The following is a 22,717-nucleotide window of genomic DNA, read 5'->3' as shown; positions in this document are numbered from 1 at the left end:
TCGAAACCCCATGTAAACGTGGGTACTATCGGCCACGTTGACCACGGTAAAACCACTCTGACTGCAGCAATCACTACCGTATTGTCTAAGACTTACGGTGGTTCTGCTCAAGCGTTCGACCAAATCGATAACGCTCCGGAAGAAAAAGCACGTGGTATCACCATCTCTACTTCACACGTAGAGTATGACACTCCTACTCGTCACTACGCACACGTAGACTGCCCAGGACACGCTGACTATGTTAAAAACATGATCACCGGTGCTGCACAGATGGACGGTGGTATTCTGGTAGTTGCTGCGACTGATGGTCCTATGCCTCAGACTCGTGAGCACATCCTTCTTGGTCGTCAGGTTGGTATCCCTTACATCATCGTATTCATGAACAAATGTGACATGGTTGATGATGAAGAGCTGCTTGAGCTGGTAGAAATGGAAGTTCGTGAACTGTTATCAGAGTACGATTTCCCAGGTGATGACCTGCCAGTAATCCAGGGTTCTGCACTGAAAGCCCTTGAAGGCGACGCAGAGTGGGAAAAGAAAATTATCGAGCTGGGCGAAGCACTGGATTCATACATCCCAGAGCCAGAGCGTGACATCGATAAGCCGTTCATTCTGCCAATCGAAGACGTATTCTCAATCTCAGGCCGTGGTACTGTTGTAACAGGTCGTGTTGAGCAAGGTATCGTTAAAGTAGGTGAAGAAGTAGAAATCGTTGGTATCAAAGATACTACCAAGACTACTTGTACTGGTGTTGAAATGTTCCGTAAGCTGCTTGACGAAGGTCGAGCAGGTGAGAACGTTGGTGTTCTGTTACGTGGTACTAAGCGTGACGACGTAGAGCGTGGACAAGTACTGGCTAAGCCTGGTTCAATCACTCCACACACCAAGTTTGAAGCGGAAGTATACGTACTGTCTAAAGATGAAGGCGGTCGTCACACTCCATTCTTCAAAGGTTACCGTCCACAGTTCTACTTCCGTACAACTGACGTAACCGGTGCCGTTCAACTGCCAGAAGGCGTTGAAATGGTAATGCCTGGCGACAACCTGAAGTTCGAAGTAGAACTGATTGCGCCAATCGCTATGGAAGAAGGTCTGCGCTTCGCAATCCGTGAAGGTGGTCGTACAGTAGGTGCTGGTGTTGTATCTAAAATCATCGAGTAATCGATAATTACACCAAAAACCTGAAAAAGGCGCTCTTATGAGCGCCTTTTTTGTTTTTGGACGGTAATTATCGTCCCGGAATTCGCGCAGCGAATATCCGGGATCTCCATAAAAGCCTGGCTCACCTGAGACAGCCTTTTCGCCAAAGAAGTATTTAACCCACGATATCATGCAAGGGGGTCCCCGCTTAAAAGCGTGCGGGGATGACGACTTTAATTCCTGTCATCCCTGCCAAAAATAAGGTTAAAAAACTTTCACAACGTCTGTTTGGTACTATGCTTAATCTACACTAAAATTTTTTTGATTTTCAAAGGTACTCTGGCCTTAAAATAGATTTATCAATGAGATTATTCAGGATTTACCTACTGCTTCTTTTGCCTCTATTCGCTATGAGCGACGGAGCCAACGCATCTGAAGCAGCTTTAGCAGTTGTTGTTGCAAAAGACAGCAAGATTGAGTCAATCAGCAAGCGTGAACTGGTTGATGTTTATATGGGCCGTTTTGATGTGCTTGAAAGCGGCCAGGTAGTACAGCCGGTAGATTATGAGAACGGTTCGGTATTTCGCGGTTTGTTTTATCGCACTCTTGTTAATAAAAACGAGCGTCAGATCAATGCTTATTGGTCACGCTTAATTTTCTCCGGCCGAGCAAAACCCCCGCTACAGGTTTCGTCACCTGAGCAAAGTCTGGCTTATTTGCGTAGAAATCAGTCTGCGTTAGCTTACATGCCGGTTGAACGCGTTTCAGAGGAGATGAAAATTGTTCTTATTCTGGAATAATTCCCGCCAGTTATTATCGTTCTGCATTATTTATCTGAGCATCATGATAGCGCCTGCTAAGGCAGAAATTGACCTGAGTGGATTTGCAACAATAGGGCTTACGAATAGTAATGACGATGAACTCATTTTTCAGTCGTCTTTGGATCGTATTCCTGAGTCAGGATTAAATTGGCAAACGAATTCGTTATTCGGGTTGCAAATTAATTACCGGGTTTCAAATAATGTGGATATTGTCGTGCAAGGATTATTAGAGCATAAGCATCATGATTCTGTTTCGGATATTCTTGAAATGGCCTTTGTCCGCTATCGGTTCAACCGAAACTGGTCTGCCCGATTGGGGCGGTTAAATTACAATGCTTATTTGCTGTCTGAATATCTGAACGTAGGCTACAGTACGCTGTGGGCCACACCTCCCATGGAGTTTTATACGCCTTCTTCGAATATTTCTTATATTGATGGCGCAGAAGTTGAGTATCGTAAATCTGTTAGTGCCGGTACTGTGCAAGCAACTTTTGCCTACGGGAAAAGCCAGGCAAAAGTCGCCAGTACAGGTGAAAATTACTGGTTTGAATATGAGAGCGTAGTTAACGGCTCGTTAAGTTTTGAGACAGACAAGTGGAGGCTTAAAGCGACACTCAGTCATTTTCGTGGCAAGGATTCTTATTTCGGCAGTCTTACTGAGTTTCAACAGCAATTGCCGTCAGTTCCTTCCGATTGGTGGCCGGCAGCAGCTGATTTCGCCAAAGCATTAGATTTTGAAGATAAAGACGTAACCTACGCAGCCTTAGGTTATCACTACAACAATGGCTCATGGTTACTCATGTCAGAGATTGCCATGTTGAATATTGATTGGGCAGTGCTGAATAATCTAGCCTATGGTTATACAAGCGTTGGTTATATTGTTGGTGATGTCACTCCGTACATTACTTATGCAAATCTAAACACTACCGATAAGCGCACAATCGTTGCAGAGCCAGCCTATGATGCTGTGCCTACGGAGCAGGCACGACTTGGTCTTTTAGCAATGCATCAGGGCTCACAAAACCTGCTTGATATATCGAGAATGGATCAGCAGTCGCTTAGTGCCGGTGTCCGCTGGGATATCGGCGCTCGCTGGGCGGTAAAAGGGCAGGTATCGCGCTATCAATTGCGGGGGCCGGGTTATGGTGCTTGGGGAAGTGATTTAGATGTCAATATCGGTGAGCGGCGTTACATTACTGTAGCATCTTTAAATGTTAGTACGATTTTTTAATACTGCTGGTATGAATAAGCGTCCGTTCACTCAAAAGCTTAATGTCAGGGTAGCGATTATCGTTGCTGTGATTGGTGTCATGCTGTCATTGAGTGGTAGTGTGCTGGTTTTTCGCCTGGCGCTCGATAAACAGGAGACCATCAGTTATCGATTGGTCGATCAGCTCGCCGCCAGTGCGGTTAAAACGGCAGCCATCGCCGCTTATGTTGATGATGAAGAACTCGCTAACGAAATTATCAACGGCTTAATGATCAGCGATATGGTGAGTGGCGCCAGAATTTATGCCGGGCAGACCGTGCTGGCGGCGAACATCTCCAATCCAGACCAACTGCCGGTAGTCAGTCCTATTGAGCGTGAGCTTTATCACCCTTTTAATGAAGATGAGTTAATCGGTGAGTTAGACCTTTATCCGGATACCGCGTTCATTCGCGAGATGGCCCTTCAGGAAGCACAGGGCAGCGCTATTCAGATTATTCTGGTGTCTTTTTTGATAACCATAATTATTGCTGGTACGTTGCAATACACGCTGTCTATGCCGTTGATAAAGCTCAAGCAGGCTTTCGAAACAGTCGATCCCAGCAACCCTGAAAATCTCCAAAAACTCGATATCGACTATAAACGCCAGGATGAACTTGGTTATTTAATAGAGCAAATAAACGGCCTGATACGAGCGGTAAGGGCAAACTTTCTGGCTGAAAGGAAGCTGCGGCTTCATACCGAAAAACTTGAACAACAGTTACGGTTATTATTCGAGAAAGCCTCTATTGGTGTGGCATTGATTTCAACCCAAAAAGGGATCCTGATTGAAAATCCTAAATTTAACCATATCGTTGGCACGAACTCTTCACTTACCGATTTTATTGAAATTTTCGACGATCCTGAATCAGTCTCGAGTGTTATTGCGTCTTTAAAGGCGTCACTAAACAGTAAGCCAATTGGCCTGGACTTATCCTATCAGGTTGATGGCAGCCGGCGCTGGGTGCATTGTCTGTTTGCTACCGTCTCCGACCAGCGACTGGTGGCAAGAGAGGAAGATGACGTGCTGTTTGAGGTCATCGTTAACGACATTACCGACCGCAAGGAGCGTGAGGCCGAAGTGCGTTATCAGGCTCAGCACGACGCCCTCACCGGACTGTATAACCGCCTCGGCGGCGAGAAACGGTTACAGTATTTGCTGAATGAAAGCAGTGCGGATTTTTCCTGCATCTTCCTGTTAGTCGATCTTGATAAGTTCAAACCCATTAATGACACCTACGGTCACGATGCTGGCGATGTGGTGCTGGTTGAATGCAGCCATCGGATTAAAACCCTGTTTAATGAGTCTACTGATGTCTGCTGTCGCTGGGGTGGCGATGAGTTTGTGATTGGCTTTAAACGTGAGGCGTTGCCGTATTCTTCACTTAATACACTGTGTAATACATTGCTGCACAGCCTTGAGGAACCCATCGAAGTTTCGCCCGATTTCCGGGTGTCGATTTCTGCCAGCATCGGCGTTGCACAGATTGATGAAGCCGGTAAAAGCGTGGAGCACTGGATAGCAATAGCTGATAAAGCGATGTACGACGTAAAAAGTCAGGGACGGGCGAATTACCTTATTACCTGATAGGGGGAGTTCCTCCTGAGCGGGTATTGTTTGCAAGCACTTATATCGTCCCTACTATCATTTCTGAAAAGGCAGCACGTGAAGAATATGAACTGTTACGGGGGGCGGCTTCGTATCAGCTTGCGCTGTGTCTGCATTTATCCTGCTCAGCCGTTGATTGGTCTATTGTTATAAAGAAAACATCAATGCGACGAAAAAAAAGCGCTAGAATCGCGCAGCAGGGTCAGCCAGACCCGTATTTTTAAGCCGCAATCATTATCGGGGGAAGTTATTGCCCCGGTAGATTAACAATAAAAGGTGGACAAATGGCCTCGGTGTTAATTGTTTTGCTCGGTATTGCAGGAATGCTGCTGGGCTGGTTTGTTTATTCAAAATTTATCGCGGAACGGATTTTCCAGCTCGACCCTAATTTCAGAACACCCGCTCATGAACTGCGCGATGGTGTGGATTATGTCCCTACCAATAAAGTGGTTCTGTGGGGACACCACTTTACTTCTGTAGCGGGCGCTGCGCCAATTGTTGGTCCGGCTATCGCAGTGTACTGGGGCTGGGTTCCTGCCGTTCTCTGGGTCGTATTTGGGACCATGTTTTTTGCCGGTGTACACGACATGGGCGCTTTGTGGGCCAGTAGCCGGCATAAAGGTAAATCCATGGGCGCGCTGGCGGAAGATGTAATCGGTAAGCGTACCCGTTCACTGTTCATGGTGGTGGTATTCCTGGTACTGCTGATGGTCAATGCCGTGTTCGGCGTTGTCATTGCTAAGTCCTTTGTTTCCCAGCCTGATGCGGTATTTCCCGCCTGGATGGCAATTGCCGTAGCACTGGTTATTGGTCAGTTGCTGAAACGAAACTTTAGCCTTATCCCGATGTGTCTGGTGGGGATCATTGTGCTTTACGCCTCGGTGTTTGCCGGTAGTTACATTCCTATCGAATTACCCGACACCCTGTTTGGCTTATCCGCTAATGCTAACTGGATCATTATTCTGTTTGTCTATGCTGCCATTGCTTCACTACTGCCGGTGTGGATGCTGCTGCAGCCAAGAGACTTTATTAATGGCATGCAGTTGCTGGTTGGCTTGTTTTTACTCTATGGTGCGGTGTTTGTGTCGTTACCGGATATTACTGCCCCTGCGTTTAACACTCAGACTGCCGTGGATACGCCCAGCATAATACCATTGTTATTCGTAACGATTGCCTGTGGCGCGGTGTCGGGTTTTCACGGGATTGTTTCCTCGGGTACCAGCTCCAAGCAGCTGGATAAAGAAACAGATGCCCGCTTTGTGGGGTACCTCGGTGCGGTAGGTGAGGGCTGTCTGGCCCTGGTGACTATTGTTGCGGTGAGTGGTGTGGCATTAGCTGCTTCACCAGAAGAGTGGCATGAAGTATACAGCCATCTGGGTGATGGTTCGGTGGCGGCATTCATTACCGGTGGCGCTAATCTTATTCAACAGGGCTGGGGCTTACCGGTAGAGTTCTCATCGACTATTCTGGCAACCATGGTTGTGCTGTTTGCCGGTACCACCATGGACTCGGGTGTTCGTTTACAGCGCTACATCATTCAGGAATGGGGTGAAATCTATCAGCTACCGGTACTCAAAAATGGTGTGATAGCTACCCTGGTTGCGGTTGCCTGTTGTTTGTTACTGGCCTTTGGTGCCGGTGGCTCTTCTGGCAGCGGCGGTATGATCATCTGGCCATTGTTTGGTTCTACCAACCAGATCCTGGCAAGTATGACCCTGCTGGTGATTTCAGTGATGCTGATTAAAATGAAGCGTCCGGCGATTTATACTCTGGTGCCTATGACTTTTGTTATCGTAATGGCTTTCCTGGCGGGAATCATTAAGTTAAAAGAGTACTACCTTGATGGCAACTATCTGCTGGTCTTTTTAGATGCGGTGGTGTTGATTGTTAGTGTGCTGGTAATGCTCGAATCCTGGTCGGTGATCCGAAAGTTTAAACGGCAATCAGCCTGATGAAAAAAGCCGTCAGTACATCTGACGGCTTTTTACTTTATGTGCTAGCAACGCATACTCCTGAAGAGCTTTTGCGTTTAGAGATATGCGTTAAAAACACCCGCAGTAATGATCATTAACGAAACAGAATATAACACCAGTGAAACTTGATCTGACAATTTAGCTTTAGTCATAATTCGAACCTCTTTTTCATCGAATGTAAGTTAAATGTAACAAATGGGTTTGTTTTTGTTAATTATTCTTTGGTATTAGATAGTTTGTTACCATTGACTGTGCTTGTATCCACCGGATAAGGCCTCATAATAACCCTTGTACACTTGACTCAATGGACTGCTTTACATGATTTTATTGCTCGTTTACGTGATTATCGCACTGGGATTTTCATTCTTGTGTTCCATCGCCGAGGCGGTGATCCTGAGCGTTTCTTCAGCCTATATTTCTGTTCTGGAAAAAGAGCAGAAACCAAGTGGTGCGGTACTGCGCCATCTTACCGAGGATATCAATCGCCCCTTATCGGCCATCTTAACCCTGAACACTATTGCCCATACCATGGGCGCCGCAGGCGCTGGTGCTCAGGCGGCAATCGTCTTCGGTGACGCTTATCTGGGCCTTATTTCGGCAATCCTTACCTTGCTGATCCTGGTCTTTTCGGAAATTATTCCCAAAACACTGGGCGCAACATTCTGGCGTGTCCTGGCGCCAATCACCGCCTACTTCCTTAAGTACCTGGTTATTCTCCTTTATCCTTTTGTAAAGATGTCGGAATGGTTAACTAAAGGCTTCAAAGAAGAGAGTCCCTTACGTGGCCTTAATCGGGCTGAGCTGCATGCTATGGCCGAGCTGAGTGGCGAAGAAGGCCAGCTCAATGAACATGAAGCGTCGGTAATGAAGAGTCTGCTTACTCTCAATGAGCTCGCGGTAAAAGATGCCATCACCCACCGTACCCAGGTTTTCTCGGTACCGGAAACACTCACTATCACTGAGTTTTTCCATAAACATGGCAGCATAAAATATTCACGCATCCCCATTTATGAAGAAGGCGATTCAGAGCAAGTCACCGGCTTTGTGATGCGGTCTGATCTGCTGGTTGCCCAGGCTAAAGGCCATGGCGACAATCCGCTGTCACAATACCGCATGAGCATGGTCACGGTACTGGGCTCCATGCCATTGTCATCCACCTTTGATCAGTTTATTAAAAATCATGTGCATATCGTGCTGGTTGTTGATGAGTACGGTGGCCTGGAAGGCATTCTGACTCTCGAGGATCTGCTGGAGAGACTGCTCGGGGTAGATATTGAGGATGAAAAGGATACCAATGTCAGCATGCGCCGCCTGGCTTATGTAATGCATCGCCGTAAGCAGCTGATGATGCTAAAAAATGTACCAGATAGCAGTATGACATCGGCGCCGGGTAAAAAGTAGCCCGGCGCCGATAGCGTTAAGGGTTCTCCAACCGCTCCTGCCACATTGCCAGATGTTCCCGGCGTTTGTGCTGTAATTCACCAGCCACTTCGGGATCGTCCTGCAAATCAGTTGGGATCATCGCCAGCATACGGTCGCAGGATAGTGCTGATACCGCTGCTGCCCATACCTGAGTTAAATGTACATTCGAGGTCTGCTGATTCGTCGCCAGCTCATTGGTGGCTTTGATTTTCTGTTGCATGCTCTGGTCGCTGCCCGGGTACATTGCCACAGTGACCTCAAAGTCGCGTTTGAGCTGAGTATAGTTATCATGGTGTTCATCGATATCCCGGCCGGTTTGCATCACCGTCATCACTGCCGACTGGGCGTGACTGAAAGTATCAAACAATTGTACGTGTAACTGGCTGAACTGCTTTTCCAGTGCCACGATCCGCGGATCAGCTTCGCTCATGATTTCGCCTTTTCTGGTTAGTTCTGGGGAACGGGTAATGAAATTACCACGCAGACCCCGGTTTTGTCCGGTAAATCCTGCAGCACAATGTTACCTTTGTGGAAGGCCACAATCATATTGGCAATATACAACCCCAGACCTAAATGCGGCGGGCCGTCGGCATTATTGCCTTCTGCGCGCACCGACACCATGGACTGGGTCAGCTGCTCGTGCATGCCTTTGGGCAGCAATGGGCCGGTATTGGTAATACTCAGTTTAACAGTGCGCTGTTCCTGCCACATATGCAGGGCAATAGTACTCTCTGCCTGACTGAATTCCACCGCATTGGCAATAATTTTGTCCAGCATCTGGGCAACTAAATCCGGGGAGCCATTAAGCTGCACTTTCTCGCAACTGAGCCTGAGCGCAAACTGGCGGTGGGGGTATGCATGTTGATAGCCTTCTACACAACCACCGACCACTTTAACGATATCGAAGCGTTCGGTGTCTTCCTGACTGATCATCTGCTCTAACCGCGTAGCTTCGCTCATACTGTTAAGAATACTGCTCAACCGGCTGATGCCTGATTGTGCACGGCTTAAAAATACCTGTTGTTGGGCCGGATCCTGAACCTCATCGAGGGTGTCCAGAGAAGAACGAACCACCGCGATGGGCGTGCGCAGTTCATGGGAAAGGCGCGATGCCATATTCTCCAGGTACGAATTGTATTGCTGCAGGCGGCTCAACACCGCACTGAATGAGCGGGATAAGTCGCCTATTTCATCACCGTGACGAGATGGCGGCAGGCTGCCAATAATTTTCCCGTTGGGGTCGATGACCGCTTCGGTATCGTCACGTAAGTTGCGAATTCGGCTGGAGATACGGTGCGCAAACATCAGCAAACCGAGTGTACCTAGTAGCATTACCGCAAGAATAACGTGAAAAAGCTGTTCCAGCGCCCGGTTACGCAATGTGCGGATCCCGTGGGTGGTTTGTTCAACGACAACCGCACCCATGACGGAGTCGCCAATGTAAATGGGATAGGCGGCCGATAGTATCACCGCCTTGTTGTCCGGGGTCAGGCGCCACAGGGAGTCTGGCTGGCCACTCAGCGCGTGATTGATATCTTTGCCTGCCAGCGCGTATGCGTCTGCCAGTTCGTCCACAAAATCGCCGGGCGGACGGGTGAGTATCTGGTAATAGAGCGGCAACAACCATTGCTGTTCAATATAGTGCCACCATCCCTGACTGCTGCTTTCCTGGCTGCCGGCATTAAGCCCGAGAGAAGAGTGGATAGAGCCCGAGCGGGCCAGTACCCGTTTGTGTTTATCGATAACCCATACCCGGGAGTCTGCGTAGCGCAACCCGGAAAGTATCCGCTCGATTTCCGGTGATGGGGTTACCACGGTGCCCAGATCATCGCTCTGGTTGGGATTGGCGGTGCCCACGGCATACTGTTTGGCGCGGTTAGCCGGGTCGTCAACATCGACAATGGCGAAGGCCAGGGCGCCGGAGGTCATGGTAATCGGAAAGCGCAGTTCAACATTATATCCGGTAGTGGTCATCTCCCAGCGGCCCTGAATTTCCAGCGCGTTATCGACGGCACGAAAGCGACCGGGGTTGTCATCAAGCTGGTAAGCATTCACCCAGCCGGAGTCGTAAGGAGAAATAATGTAGCGGTGCAGGGTATCCTGCGCATCCAGCATACCGATCAGCAGATGATCGGAGCGATCAACGCTCAGGCTATTAGGCGCACGAAACACTACGTTGTCATCGGTTACCGCGAACATGGCATAAAAGTACTGATCGTAACGTCCCACCATGTGCTCTACCGACAGGGTAACCGGCACATTCTGTTCAGCAAACCAGGTAACCACGTTTTCTTCGTTATAAGACTGGATGAGCGGTGATACTGCCTGCCATTCCTGTAGCCGGCCATCGAGCTGAATGGGGACATCAATAGGCGGGGCGTATAAATCGGTACCCGGGCGTACGTTTTGTAAATATGCAGACTGGCTGTCAAACAAGGCAGGGCGTTCGTGCAACGCTGTGGCAACAGCTCTGGCCGTGCCAATCATGGTTTGTTCCTGGCCGATGCGCAGGTATTGCTCCAGCTCCCAGACATATTTATAGCCGAGCCACGGAATGGCAAACAAGAACAGCGACAGTACCAATAACTGCAGACGAATTGAAAAACGTAACTTCACCAGTCTGATCCTTTTATACCGGTCAGCTATTGCTGCCAGCGATATCCCATGCCATAGACCGTATCAATATGGTCAAAGCTTTCGTCGAGCTGGACAAACTTTTTCCGCATACGCTTGATATGTGACGTAATGGTGGAGTCATCGACCACCATGCGCGACTCATCCATCAGTTGCTGGCGGCTTTTTACATGTCCCGGGCGTTTGATCAGAGCGTGTAACATCCAGAATTCGGTAACGGTAAGGGCCACCGGGATATCCTTCCAGCTTACCGTCATGCGGCTGACATCCACTTTAAGATGGCCCAGGCGAATGGTATCTGAGTCCTGCCTGGGCGTGGCAAGTAAGTCTGTGCGCCGGAACAGGGCGGCAATGCGCGCCAACAGGTGGGCCATGCTGATGTCTTTAGTCAGGTAGTCATCAGCACCCATGCGCAGGCCGCTGATAGTATCCACGTCATTATCCCTGGCAGTAAAAAAAATGATTGGTAGTGACTGGGAAAGCTGACGTAACTGCTGACACAGCATAAAGCCGCCTTCCATCTCGTCATTCAGGCCAATGTCGATAATAGCAAGGTCGGGAAGAGACTGGCTGAATGCCAGGCTGGCCGACGGGCGGTCAGCATAAGCCTGAACCGTGTAGCCTTGTCCGCTCAGCACGGCGGTGTAGTTATCACGGATAGCAATATCATCTTCAACAATGGCAATGGTTTTTGGCATACATCATTCATCCTGTCTAATACCGGCCCCTACTATAACTTAGTTAACTGGGTTAGGCGGAAGTTCGGCATAAATTCCCCGAGCTTGCCATTTTTCTGCCACTTTTGTTCCGCGGTAGGCGGGTTTTCGCAACGGGCAACGTGTTTGGTGGTTAATGTCGCCACAAGTTGCCATGTTTTTCCTTTTTTGCTCAGCACATTGCCACAAGCTGACACCAACCGCGCCATATCCGACTGGTGTAATTCATATCGTTCACAGCGAAACACAAATTGATTACCCAAAGGAAACTATTATGCGTAAAACTATCATTTCAGCCGCACTTGCAATGTCTTGCTTAACTTCAATGGCGCCAGCCATGGCCAGTGACAAAGAGAAAACTTATGAACACGCCGCGGGCATCGGGATGGGATCCGGGGTGGTGATTGGCGCCATGGTAGCGGGGCCGGTAGGCGCTGCAGTCGCTGGCTTAGTGGGAGCTTTTGTAGGCAATGATATTCAGCAGGACAAAGAACTACAGGCCAATCAGGCAAGGTTAACCGCTCAGGCTGAGTTGTTGTCGCAGCGCGACCGCTCTTTGCTGGCAATGAAAAGCCAGATTCAACAGTTACAGCAGGCGAGCATGACTACCCAGGTAAGTGATACGCGCACTCAGGATACGCCGGCCATCACCTTGCAGAGTGTGGTGCAGTTTCAAACCGGTGCCTATGACATTGCGCCGGATTACCAGCAGCAATTGGATCTGATTGCCAAAGCATTACGCGGTTACCCTTCATTGCAGGCTCGCCTTACCGGTCATGCCGATCAGCGGGGCGATGCTAAGTACAATCAGGCGCTGTCTATGCAACGGGCAATTAGCGTAAAGCAATACCTGCTTAATCAGGGCGTAGATGAAAAGCAGGTACTAACCCTGGCGTTAGGTGAGGAACGCAGTAAACATAAAGAGTATGAAGGCACTTTCTTCGACCGCAAGGTGGTCATTGAGCTTGGTGAGGAAGATCCAACGTTAACCGCACAGCGATAGCGGTTAGCCGGTAACCACCTTGTTCTTCCCTTTCAGCTTTGCATCGTACAGGTTGATATCAGCCTGTTCGATGACATCATTGAGGGGATAGCGTTCTATATTCTGAATACTCACTGCACCCGCACTCAGGGTAACCCGTTCAAAAGGTGAGTGCTTGTGCGCTATTTCCAACTGATAGATATCGGTTAAAATCTGATTGGCTATCTCCCTGGTACCGGATAGCCCGGTATTCGGCAGCAGCATAATAAATTCTTCTCCCCCGTATCTGACCACGGCATCACGGGCCCGGCGCGAATAACGTTTCAGTACTGCCGACACTTTTTCCAGACAAATATCACCTTTCAGATGGCCATAAGTATCATTGTACTGTTTGAAGTAATCCACATCGAAGATAATCAGCCCTAATGGCTGGTGGTCGCGCATCAGTTGGCGCGATAAGCGGGGATATTCCTCATTCAGGTAATTGCGGTTATAGAGGCCGGTCAGACTGTCTTCATAACTGAGCTTTCTTAAGGCGTCGAGGCGTAACTTACTCAGCAACTGATTACGGACGCGGTGAACAATAGTCTGGGCCACCACCGGTTTGGTCACAAAATCATTGCCACCGGCTTCCCAGCAGTCGACCTGGGCGTCTTTACCTAAATCCGCGGTGATAAAGATAACCGGGATATCAGCGGTATCATTACGGGCTTTCAACTGGCGGCAGAGCTCCAGGCCATTGATATCAGGCATGTTTACATCAACCACCAGTAAGTCAGGTAATTTATTTTCGCAAAATTCTATGGCGTCGGCAGCAGACGAAGCGGTAAAGGAGCGGCAAAGGTTGTTCAGGATATTAGCAACCAGCGTACTGCTGATGTGATCATCATCTACGATTAAAACCAGGCAGGACTCGATATTTTTCGTGGATTGAATGGGCATGAGAGGAACTTTCGAGCCACCATTAAATAGATGCGTTGTTGCTAATATGTAAAAATAGCACGGGTGAGAAGGGAAACAAACCTTAAACGCGGGCAATAGGTATAACTTTGGTATGTATAATTGTCTTATGGTATATTTTTTAATACTTTATTGGTTTTTTGAAATGGTTTGTCCGGCAAAGTAGACACTTTAATTCTGTAAATTTGTTACCATAGTAGATGGGAAATCTAATTCTATCTGAACCCGTTGTGCTCAGGCCTCCCGCCACAAAAACGAAATACCAATAACAGACGTTGGGTTGGATGGTCAGGCGAGTATGGTGTATTGCCATACCATTTGCCAATTCCTGCCCCCCAGGGCAACACAACAATAAACACGGAAATCAGCATGCAAGCGTTAACAATCTCGGGGTTAACAAAAACCTACCGTGGCTCAGTTCATGCCTTAAAGGGCGTTGAGCTGAGTGTGCAAGAGGGTGACTTTTTCGCCCTGCTCGGCCCAAACGGGGCGGGTAAATCAACCACCATTGGCATCATCAGTTCGTTGGTAAACCAAACCTCAGGCGACGTAAAAGTGTTTGGTTATGATTTGGATAAGGAAAAAGAACTGGCCAAGTCCTGCATTGGTCTGGTGCCGCAGGAGTTTAACTTCAACCAGTTCGAAACGGTATTGCAGATCGTGCTTAATCAGGCCGGCTATTATGGCGTGCCTCGCAACATAGCTCACGAGCGGGCCGAAAAATACTTATCGCAACTCGATTTATGGGAAAAGCGCAATGCCCGCGCGCGCGAATTATCTGGCGGTATGAAGCGTCGCCTGATGATTGCCAGAGCCTTAATGCATGAGCCAAAAATGCTCATTCTCGATGAACCCACAGCCGGCGTGGATATTGAGATCAGACGCTCAATGTGGCAGTTCCTGCAGGAAATAAATGGCCAGGGAATTACTATCATTCTGACTACGCATTACCTGGAAGAAGCGGAAATGCTGTGTCGTAATATTGCCATCATCGACAAAGGACTGATTGTTGAAAATACCTCTATGAAGGCACTGTTATCCAAGCTCAATATCGAAACCTTTGTGCTGGATTTACAGGGCGAAACGGCCGATGTCAGCCTTGAGGGCTTCGAATACCGCTTACTCGATAGCAGTACGCTGGAAGTAGACGTGGCCAAATCCGATGGCCTGAACCCGGTGTTCAGTCAACTGACGGAGCAGGGCATACAGGTAATGAGTATGCGTAACAAAGCCAATCGCCTGGAAGAATTATTTGTTAGTCTGGTTGAAGCCGGACGTAAGGAGTCGGTGTAATGTCTGCCGGAAACAACTGGATAGCTTTAACCACCATCTGGATAAAAGAGTGCACGCGCTTTCTGCGCATTTGGGTACAAACCCTGGTGCCGCCAGCCATCACCATGAGTTTGTACTTTGTTATTTTTGGTAACCTCATCGGTGAGCGTATCGGTCAGATGGGCGGCTTTACCTACATGGAGTTCATCGTCCCAGGCCTGATCATGATGTCGGTGATCACCAACTCCTATGCCAATGTTTCGTCGTCATTTTTCAGTGCCAAGTTCCAGCGTAACCTGGAAGAAATGCTGGTGGCGCCAGTACCTACGTCGGTCATTATTCTGGGCTATGTAGGCGGGGGAGTTGCACGGGCTATGTTAATTGGCCTGATTGTAACAGTGGTATCGATGTTATTTGTGGATGTTCATATTCACAATCTGGCGATCATTGTGCTGACCTTACTGCTCACCGCAACACTGTTTGCTACGGCGGGTCTGGTTAACGGTATCTTTGCCAAAACCTTTGACGATATCAGTTTGATCCCCACCTTCGTGCTAACTCCACTTACTTACCTGGGCGGCGTATTTTACTCGCTGACACTGTTACCTGAGTTCTGGCAGTGGGTCAGTAAGGCAAACCCTATCGTATATATGGTTAACGGTTTCCGTTACGGCTTTTTAGGGGTATCTGATGTCAATATCGGCCTGGCCATGGGTCTGCTGGTGTTGTTTAACCTGGCATTATTTACTCTTGCCTACACACTGCTGAAACGCGGTACCGGGATCCGTTCTTAATCATGCGGGGAAATTCACGAACCGTGGAAAGCCAGCAGAATGGCGTTCATGATAAGCTTGAGGCGATAGTTGAAAAGTACCAGCGTACTGAAAACCGTCGCCCCATCCACGCCCATACCCAGCAGGCTTTTGATGACGTGGCGGACTGGCTGAGTGACTGGCAGGGCGAGGTGATCCTCGACTCCTGCTGTGGCGTGGGTAAAAGCACGGCCGGCTTGGCTCAACGCTATCCGCAGGCGCGGATTGTCGGCATCGACAAATCGGCGCTGCGCGTTAATAAGCACCAGCACTATCAGAGCGAGCAAGATAACTACCGGGTCGTGCGGGCTGACGTTGTCGACTTCTGGCGGCTCATGCGGGTTGCGTGTCAGCAGAGCCCATGGCGTATCAGCGCCCATTATCTGTTGTATCCCAATCCGTACCCTAAATCCTCTCAGGTACAAAAGCGCTGGCATGCGAGTCAGGCTATGCCCGATCTCATGGCTTTGTCTCCTCGTATTGAAGTGCGAAGTAATTGGTTGATTTACCTTGAAGAGTTCGCTGTTGCCGCAGCTAAATACAGCATGCAGTGCGAGATTGCTGAGGTTAATTCGCAGCAACCGGCGCTAACGCCTTTTGAGCAAAAGTATCAGGACAGCGGACAGCAATGCTGGCATTTACTCGGGGCAATGGTGCAATAGAGCCTTACATTAAAGCGGTTAAAATGCGGATTTGTGTCACTAATATGACAGATTTTCATGGGTTTTTGTTAGAAAATCCTTATAATCGCATTCTCTTTGGGGCAGCCCCGGAAGATCTTTTTACTGGCTGTTTAGCGTAAGAAACACTGGCTGGCCTTGGCGTGGCGGGTAATCTGCGCTACAGTCAGGGGCTGTGAAAGGTCATTGCTAAGTATCCGGCATGAGTTTCAGATTGGGCCGGTTAGCAATGTTGCGCGAGCGTTTAACAGTCAGTGTGGCAAAGCATCAGCGCAGTTATCATTTTCAATTCGAGAGGTGTACAGTGTGGGTGAAGCACAAGTAAGCTTGAAGCACCTGTTTCGGGTTTTTACCAAGCCAGAGCACAAAGACTCTAAGCTGGCACAAATTGAAGAACACCTTTCAGACAATATCCTGGATTTCTTGTCGCAACACGTCGTTACCAAGAAAACCTCGCTGGAAGAAGTCGAACAGGACTTTGCCGATGCAATGATGCCTGAGTCGCCTGAGTTTGTGTCTACACACGCTGAGAACCTGCTGGAAAAGCTGGTTGCCCATTCAGTGAATACCTACTCTCCCACCTTTATAGGCCATATGACATCGGCACTGCCGTATTTTCATTTATCGCTGGCCAAGCTGCTGGTGGGTTTGAATCAGAACCTGGTTAAAATCGAGACATCAAAAGCATTTACCCCACTTGAACGCCAGGTACTGGGGATGATGCACAATCTGGTGTACGAGCAGGACGAAAGCTTTTACGAACAATACCTGCACAGTGCCCGCCATGCACTTGGCGCATTTTGCTCCGGTGGTACCGTCGCCAACATTACGGCATTGTGGGTAGCACGCAATAAAATCCTAGGTCCAGAGGGCCGTTTCCCTGGGGTAGCCAGAGCCGGACTGGCAAGCGCTTACCGCCATTATGATATCGATAATCTCGGGGTGTTGTGCTCGCGGCGCGGTCACTACAGCCTTTCAAAAGCGGTGGATGTTCTGGGGATCGGGCGCGAAAACCTAATTACATTGCCATGTCCCGAGCAGGTCCTGGATCCCGCTGAGGCGCTCAGAAAAGGCCGTGAATATCAGGAACAGGGCAATAAACTGCTGGCCATCGTTGGTATTGGCGGCACCACTGAAACTGGTCACGTGGATCCGCTCGACGAACTGGCCGATGTGGCAGAGGAACTGGGATGCTGGTTCCACGTAGATGCTGCCTGGGGCGGTGCGACGCTGTTTTCCAAGCATTATCGGGGCATCTTAAAAGGCATCGAAAAAGCCGACTCGGTTACCATTGACGCGCACAAACAAATGTACGTGCCCATGGGGGCTGGCATGGCGCTGTTTAAGAACCCGGCAGATGCCAACGCGGTGCGCCACCATGCGCAATATATTCTGCGTGAAGGGTCAAAGGATCTGGGCGCTACTACTCTGGAAGGTTCCCGTAATGGTATGGCCATGATGGTGTATTCGTCATTGCACATCCTGGGCCGCCGCGGTTATGAGCTGCTGATTAACCAGAGTATCGAGAAAGCCAAAAAATTTGCCGCAATGATTGAAGCTCACCCTGATTTTGAGCTGATCACTTCACCCACACTTTCGATTATGACCTATCGGGTTTGCCCGGCGGCCATTCAGGAACAACTGAAAACACTTCCGCAGGTGCAGGCTCAACGGCTGAACAGCAAAGTAGACCGACTGGTTGTTAACGTGCAGAAATTGCAGCGTGAAGCCGGTAAATCGTTTGTGTCACGGACCCGCTTAGAGTGCCCTGTGTATGGTGCATACCCCATCACTGTTTTTCGTGTGGTTCTGGCCAATCCAATGACCACTACCCGCGATCTCAGAGCGATTCTGGAAGAGCAACACGCCATTGCCAGTCGCAACCGCGTGTGGCAGGAATTACTGGCGGTGAGTGCGCCGGCAACACTGGATCAAGCCTGATCCAGTGTAATCTGCATATTATCGATTAAACGCGTAGTTCCCATAAATGCGGCCATCAGGATGACCAGTTGCGGGTCACCCGGCTCAGCCGGTTGCAGGTTTCTGGCGTTGCGAATGGTGACGTATTCAGGCTTTAAGCCGGCAGACATCAGCGACTGAGACGCTTTGCGTTCAATATCAGCATAGCTGTCCTGGCTAGCACAGATAGCTTCACGCATTTGCTCCATGGCAGCGTATATCCGGGTAGCCGTAGCCCGTTGTTCAGCGCTGAGATAACCATTACGAGAACTCATCGCCAGGCCGTCTTCCTGACGTCTGGTAGGCACGCCAACAATGTTAATCGGCATGGATAAATCTTCCACCATGGTACGGATCACCTGTAACTGCTGGAAGTCTTTCTCACCAAAACAAGCCACATCCGGCTGTACCATGTTAAACAGCTTGCACACGATGGTCGCCACACCGCGGAAATGCCCGGGGCGACTCGCGCCGCACAGCAAATCAGAAATACCGGGTACTTCCACAAAGGTTTGCTCACTTAAGCCGCGAGGATACACATCATCAACCGCTGGGAAAAACAGCGCGTCAACGCCTTGAGCCTCAAGCTTGCTGCGATCGGCGTCGAGCGTTCGTGGATAGGCATCCAGATCTTCATTGGCACCAAATTGCATGGGGTTAACGAAAATCGAAACCACCACTTTATCAGCCAGGTTTTTTGCCTGTTTAACTAAATCCAGATGGCCGTCGTGCAAATTACCCATAGTAGGTACAAAAGCAACGGTGTGTCCGGCGCTGCGCCAGGTCTGACGCAGTTCTCGTAAGGTGTTCAGTGATTCAATAAATTGCATTATTTGTCAAAGCTATGTTCGGGGCCGGGGAACAGGCCGTTGGTTACTTGTTCAATATACAGGGCAACGGCCTTGCGCAGATCACCTGTCTCGGCAAGGTAGTTTTTTGAAAACTTCGGCATATAGTTAGCGCTGACACCAAACATGTCGTGCATCACCAGGATCTGGCCGTCGGTGTGTACGCCCGCACCAATGCCAATAACCGGAATGCTAAGGCGTTCGCTGACCACTTTACCCAGCGGTGTGGGCACACATTCGAGCACCAACATCTGCGCACCAGCGGCTTCTAATGCCAGCGCGTCATCTATCAGCTGTTGTGCTTTGTCTTCTTCACGGCCCTGCACTTTAAAGCCGCCAAAGACATTTACCGATTGCGGTGTGAGCCCAAGGTGACCACAGACCGGCACACCGCGCTGCTTAAGACCGGTAATGGTCTCGCACAACCAGGCGCCGCCTTCCAGTTTTACCATGCTGGCACCGGCAGCCATCAGGGCCGCAGCGTTTTCATAAGCCTGGGCGGGTGTGGCATAGGACATAAACGGCATATCGGCAATAACGAAAGCGGCGTTGACGCCAGCAGCGACCGAGCGGGTATGATAGGCAACGTCTGCCGTAGTCACCGGCAGTGTGCTGTCCTGGCCTTGTAATACCATGCCCAGCGAGTCACCAATTAACAGCACATCAATACCCTGTTCATCAAATAGCTTGGCGAAGCTGGCATCATAGGCTGTCAGGGCGGTGATTTTCTCACCCTGTTGTTTTTGTTTAATCAGCGTCGAAATAGTGACTTTCTTCATGGGCATTCTCCCAATGCAATAAAGGCGACAGGGCCGTTACAGAGTGGATGTCTCGTTGATTGAGGCGAGGCGCTTAAGACCGTCCAGCGAGCAGCGTGATACCCACACTGAAAGGGGCAGTCCGTCCGGCATAATCATATCCGGCGCAATTTCAAACAGCGGAACCAGCACAAACTCGCGCTCGGCCATACCGATATGTGGAATGATCAGATCATCGGTTTTGATGGTCTCGGTATCATACAGCAGAATATCCAAATCGAGGGTGCGCGGCCCCCAGCGCTCACCCTCACGAACCCGGCCGTGATGATGTTCGATTTTTTGCAGGGCGGCTAATAATTCATGGGGATCTAAAGCGGTTGTAATACGTGCAACGGCGTTTATATAAACCGGCTGATCCTGCGGGCCCATGGGCTTACTCTGATAAAAAGAGGAGGCTTTCTGTACCTGAGTGTCCGGCAATTCACTGATCGCACAAATAGCCGAGATCAACTGGCTCAGTGACTCGCCCAGATTACTGCCCAGGCCAATATAAACACTATGCTTACTGGACATGGTTATCGGATTTCGGCTTTCTGGGACGACGGCGTTTACGCTGGGCTCCGCCTTCTTCCTGGCGCAGAGTGTTGAGCATTTTCTTTTGCTGGTTGGGCGCGGCATCCTGAAACTGGGTCCACCAATCGGCCAGTTCAAGCAGCGCTCCGCCTTCAGTCTGCCCCCGGGCGAGCAAAAAGTCGTACGCTGCACGGAATTTCGGATGAGACAACAGTTGGAAAGCCCGGCGTCCAAAGCGCCTTGGTAACCGCTGCTGCAGGTTCCAGATATCACGCACCACCGTGCTGAATCGTTTGGGGATCATAATGCGCTGGGATTGGCGGTGTAACACGTCACCCATGGCAATATTGAATGCATCGTGGGCGTTAAGACCCGCCTCAGACTGGAGCTTGGTAGCATGCTCTTCAACTGGATACCACAATAAGGTGGCAATCAGGAAAGCCGGCGTGACCCGCTGCCCGGTGTTAATCCGTTCGTCGGTATTCGCCAATACCCGTTCAATCAGTGCTATTTCTTTGCTGTCAGCTGCAGCAAACACTCTGCCAAGCATTGGGAACAGCGGCTCCAGAAGGTTGTATTCACGCAGCATACGGAATGTTTTCAGACCCTGACCAGACAAAAACAGTTTGAGCATTTCTTCAAACAGGCGGGCCGGTGGGATATTAGATAACAGATGCGCCAGTTCTCGAATGGGCTCTGCCGTACGCGGATTGATGGTCATATCCAGTTTGGCAGCAAAACGCACAGCACGCAGCATTCTGACCGGGTCTTCCCGATAGCGGACTTCAGGATCGCCAATTAAGTCAACTTCGCGTCGTTTAATGGCGGCGATACCATTGGCAAAATCAGTGACAGAGAAGGTCGCCACATCGTAATACATGGCATTAAAGGTAAAGTCACGGCGTTCGGCATCTTCTTCAATGGTACCAAACACATTGTCTCTTACCAGCTGTCCCTGCTCATCCTGTTTGGCCAGCGACTGGTCTTCATTGTGATGGCCACGAAAGGTTGCAACTTCAATGATTTCACTACCAAAGACAATGTGCGCCAGGCGAAAACGGCGACCAATAAGGCGACAATTGCGAAACAACCCTTTGATCTGCTCAGGGGTGGCATTGGTGACGACATCGAAATCTTTGGGTTTATGGCCCAGCATCAGGTCGCGCACGCAACCACCTACCAGGTAAGCAGAAAACCCGGCGTTATTCAGGCGGTACATCACCTTAAGGGCATTATCACTAATGTCTTCCCGGGATATTGCATGTTCAGCGCGAGGAATCACCACACCTTCAATCAGCGGGGCTTGTTCACTGTCGCGACTCAATGCGCGTTTCACCTTGTCCAGAACGCGGGTAATGATGGTAACTACTCCTTAACTCTCAGGGGCGTTATGATAAGTAGATTCTGCCCCGTCGACAATAATTTCATGTCTTTTCGGTATTTTATTATACTGCCAGGCCGCTATCGCTGCACTAAGTAATGCCGATATCGTGCTGTGATTTTCTGCGATATCGCTGAATCCAAGAAAGCTCAGTGCATGTTGCAGGTTTTGCAGGGCGCGATTGTTATCTAGTGGCCGGGCATGATTTTGTTTGCTTAGTTTACGCCCTGACGAGGTCGCTGCAACCGGAATGTGTGCATAAAGCGGCGGTTGAGCGCCAAGTTGACGGTACAGGGTCAGGTGCGCTGCGGTGGTGGTTAACAAATCGCTGCCGCGAACAATGTGATTAACGCCCTGGGCAATATCGTCCACCACGACCACCAGATTATAGCTGTGCAGCCCATCGCGCCTACGCAGCACGGTATCTTCCAGTGCATGGGGATCGTTTATCTCTACCGGCCCGAGTAACTGATCGGTAAAGGTCGTCACCGGTTGGTCGCACTTAAGTCTGAGCGCATTGCCCTCTGGCGGTAAATTTAGTTCACGGCATGTGCCCGGATAAACACCGCCGGACGCTTTTATTTGTTTGCGGGTGCACTGGCAGGCATACAGCGCCTTTTGCGCTGATAAGGTTTGTAGTACTTCATCGTAGTCGCTTAACTGTGCAGACTGATAGCGTACATCGCCATCCCAGGTCAGCCCATGGGCAGCTAAGCAGTCCAGAATACTGACATCCATCCCTTCAATACACCGGGGGCGGTCAATATCTTCCATTCTGACCAGCCATCGACCCTGATTGGCTCTGGCATCAAGAAAACTGGCTAGCCCAGCGATTAACGAACCAAAATGTAATGGTCCGGTAGGAGAGGGCGCAAAGCGGCCGGTATATGAGGATTTGCTGCAGTGATTCACGTGGTTAAACACTGTGGTA

General features: G+C 49.7%; 21 protein-coding genes. 11 read left to right on the top strand and 10 right to left on the bottom strand.

The features are described 5' to 3' along the window. The 6 genes from tuf to D9T21_RS14585 form a co-directional block, all read left to right on the top strand. A partial coding sequence (gene tuf / locus D9T21_RS14610; protein ID WP_105935313.1) for an elongation factor Tu occupies window positions 1–1,161 on the top strand: 1,161 nt, incomplete at its 5' end. A gap of 389 nt (window positions 1,162–1,550) precedes the next feature. Next, window positions 1,551–1,940, top strand: coding sequence for a hypothetical protein (locus D9T21_RS14605; RefSeq protein WP_123325689.1), 390 nt, complete (start codon window positions 1,551–1,553; stop codon window positions 1,938–1,940). Continuing rightward, window positions 1,921–3,192, top strand: a complete 1,272-nt coding sequence (locus D9T21_RS14600; RefSeq protein ID WP_123325688.1) for a hypothetical protein — start codon at window positions 1,921–1,923, stop codon at window positions 3,190–3,192. Before D9T21_RS14605 ends, D9T21_RS14600 begins: the two co-directional genes overlap by 20 nt. Beyond that, entirely contained in the window at window positions 3,173–4,795 is a 1,623-nt protein-coding gene (locus tag D9T21_RS14595; RefSeq protein WP_123325687.1) for a sensor domain-containing diguanylate cyclase, read from the top strand. The genes D9T21_RS14600 and D9T21_RS14595 overlap by 20 nt, the downstream gene beginning before the upstream one ends. Window positions 4,796–5,100: 305 nt before the next feature. Then, window positions 5,101–6,768: a carbon starvation CstA family protein gene (locus D9T21_RS14590; RefSeq protein ID WP_123325686.1), complete on the top strand. Its 1,668-nt coding sequence runs from the start codon at window positions 5,101–5,103 to the stop codon at window positions 6,766–6,768. A gap of 339 nt (window positions 6,769–7,107) precedes the next feature. Beyond that, window positions 7,108–8,190 (top strand): CNNM domain-containing protein, encoded by a 1,083-nt coding sequence (locus D9T21_RS14585; protein ID WP_123325685.1) that lies wholly within the window; start codon window positions 7,108–7,110, stop codon window positions 8,188–8,190. Between the two features lie 16 nt (window positions 8,191–8,206). On the opposite strand, the gene D9T21_RS14580 is transcribed toward D9T21_RS14585, so the two are convergent. Genes D9T21_RS14580 through D9T21_RS22760 form a run of 4 tightly spaced genes read right to left on the bottom strand, consistent with a single transcriptional unit; the run spans window position 8,207 to window position 11,824 of the window. Then, on the bottom strand, window positions 8,207–8,641 hold the full coding sequence (locus tag D9T21_RS14580; RefSeq protein WP_123325684.1) for a hypothetical protein: 435 nt from the start codon (window positions 8,639–8,641) through the stop codon (window positions 8,207–8,209). A 17-nt stretch (window positions 8,642–8,658) separates the two neighbouring features. After that, window positions 8,659–10,827, bottom strand: a complete 2,169-nt coding sequence (pdsS, locus tag D9T21_RS14575) for a proteobacterial dedicated sortase system histidine kinase (protein ID WP_123325683.1) — start codon at window positions 10,825–10,827, stop codon at window positions 8,659–8,661. Window positions 10,828–10,853: 26 nt separating this feature from the next. Beyond that, window positions 10,854–11,543, bottom strand: a complete 690-nt coding sequence (gene pdsR, locus D9T21_RS14570) for a proteobacterial dedicated sortase system response regulator (RefSeq protein WP_123325682.1) — start codon at window positions 11,541–11,543, stop codon at window positions 10,854–10,856. 32 nt (window positions 11,544–11,575) lie between these two features. Then, window positions 11,576–11,824 (bottom strand): hypothetical protein, encoded by a 249-nt coding sequence (locus D9T21_RS22760; RefSeq protein WP_164464702.1) that lies wholly within the window; start codon window positions 11,822–11,824, stop codon window positions 11,576–11,578. A gap of 11 nt (window positions 11,825–11,835) precedes the next feature. Here D9T21_RS22760 and pdsO point away from each other — a divergent pair, with 11 nt between their 5' ends. Further along, a complete protein-coding gene (gene pdsO, locus D9T21_RS14565) occupies window positions 11,836–12,564 on the top strand; it encodes a sortase-associated OmpA-like protein PdsO (protein WP_164464701.1) in 729 nt (242 codons plus the stop codon). Window positions 12,565–12,567: 3 nt separating this feature from the next. Here the strand turns inward: pdsO and D9T21_RS14560 are convergent, their stop codons facing one another. Further along, window positions 12,568–13,485, bottom strand: coding sequence for a diguanylate cyclase (locus D9T21_RS14560; protein WP_123325680.1), 918 nt, complete (start codon window positions 13,483–13,485; stop codon window positions 12,568–12,570). A 387-nt stretch (window positions 13,486–13,872) separates the two neighbouring features. On the opposite strand from D9T21_RS14560, the gene D9T21_RS14555 reads away from it, so the two are divergent. From D9T21_RS14555 to panP, 4 genes are all read left to right on the top strand, one after another. After that, complete coding sequence (locus tag D9T21_RS14555) at window positions 13,873–14,796, top strand: ABC transporter ATP-binding protein (protein ID WP_123325679.1); 924 nt, start codon at window positions 13,873–13,875, stop codon at window positions 14,794–14,796. Next, a complete protein-coding gene (locus D9T21_RS14550) occupies window positions 14,796–15,569 on the top strand; it encodes an ABC transporter permease (RefSeq protein ID WP_105934954.1) in 774 nt (257 codons plus the stop codon). The genes D9T21_RS14555 and D9T21_RS14550 overlap by 1 nt, the downstream gene beginning before the upstream one ends. Then, window positions 15,569–16,249, top strand: a complete 681-nt coding sequence (gene trmB, locus D9T21_RS14545; RefSeq protein ID WP_123325678.1) for a tRNA (guanine(46)-N(7))-methyltransferase TrmB — start codon at window positions 15,569–15,571, stop codon at window positions 16,247–16,249. Before D9T21_RS14550 ends, trmB begins: the two co-directional genes overlap by 1 nt. Window positions 16,250–16,573: 324 nt before the next feature. Beyond that, on the top strand, window positions 16,574–18,208 hold the full coding sequence (gene panP / locus D9T21_RS14540) for a pyridoxal-dependent aspartate 1-decarboxylase PanP (protein ID WP_123325692.1): 1,635 nt from the start codon (window positions 16,574–16,576) through the stop codon (window positions 18,206–18,208). Here panP and panC read toward each other — a convergent pair. The 5 genes from panC to gluQRS all read right to left on the bottom strand — a co-directional run bounded on the left by panC (window position 18,199) and on the right by gluQRS (window position 22,698). Continuing rightward, entirely contained in the window at window positions 18,199–19,047 is an 849-nt protein-coding gene (gene panC, locus D9T21_RS14535) for a pantoate--beta-alanine ligase (protein WP_206427281.1), read from the bottom strand. The genes panP and panC overlap by 10 nt on opposite strands. Before the next feature lie 8 nt (window positions 19,048–19,055). Continuing rightward, complete coding sequence (gene panB, locus D9T21_RS14530) at window positions 19,056–19,853, bottom strand: 3-methyl-2-oxobutanoate hydroxymethyltransferase (protein ID WP_123325676.1); 798 nt, start codon at window positions 19,851–19,853, stop codon at window positions 19,056–19,058. A gap of 36 nt (window positions 19,854–19,889) precedes the next feature. Beyond that, window positions 19,890–20,405 carry a 2-amino-4-hydroxy-6-hydroxymethyldihydropteridine diphosphokinase gene (folK, locus tag D9T21_RS14525; RefSeq protein WP_123325675.1) on the bottom strand — a complete coding sequence of 172 codons (516 nt, stop codon included), beginning with the start codon at window positions 20,403–20,405 and terminating at the stop codon, window positions 19,890–19,892. Further along, the gene (pcnB, locus tag D9T21_RS14520) at window positions 20,395–21,684 is read right to left on the bottom strand and encodes a polynucleotide adenylyltransferase PcnB (protein WP_123325691.1); all 1,290 of its coding nucleotides are present in this window, start codon (window positions 21,682–21,684) and stop codon (window positions 20,395–20,397) included. The genes folK and pcnB overlap by 11 nt, the downstream gene beginning before the upstream one ends. A gap of 93 nt (window positions 21,685–21,777) precedes the next feature. Further along, window positions 21,778–22,698 (bottom strand): tRNA glutamyl-Q(34) synthetase GluQRS, encoded by a 921-nt coding sequence (gene gluQRS / locus D9T21_RS14515; protein WP_123325690.1) that lies wholly within the window; start codon window positions 22,696–22,698, stop codon window positions 21,778–21,780. Window positions 22,699–22,717: the final 19 nt, after the last annotated feature.

The sequence above is a fragment of the Marisediminitalea oceani genome (genome assembly GCF_003731635.1).
Taxonomy (GTDB): Bacteria; Pseudomonadota; Gammaproteobacteria; order Enterobacterales; family Alteromonadaceae; genus Alteromonas; species Alteromonas oceani.
Note: the sequence above shows the minus strand (reverse complement) of the source record. Positions and strands in the feature narration are given on the sequence as shown.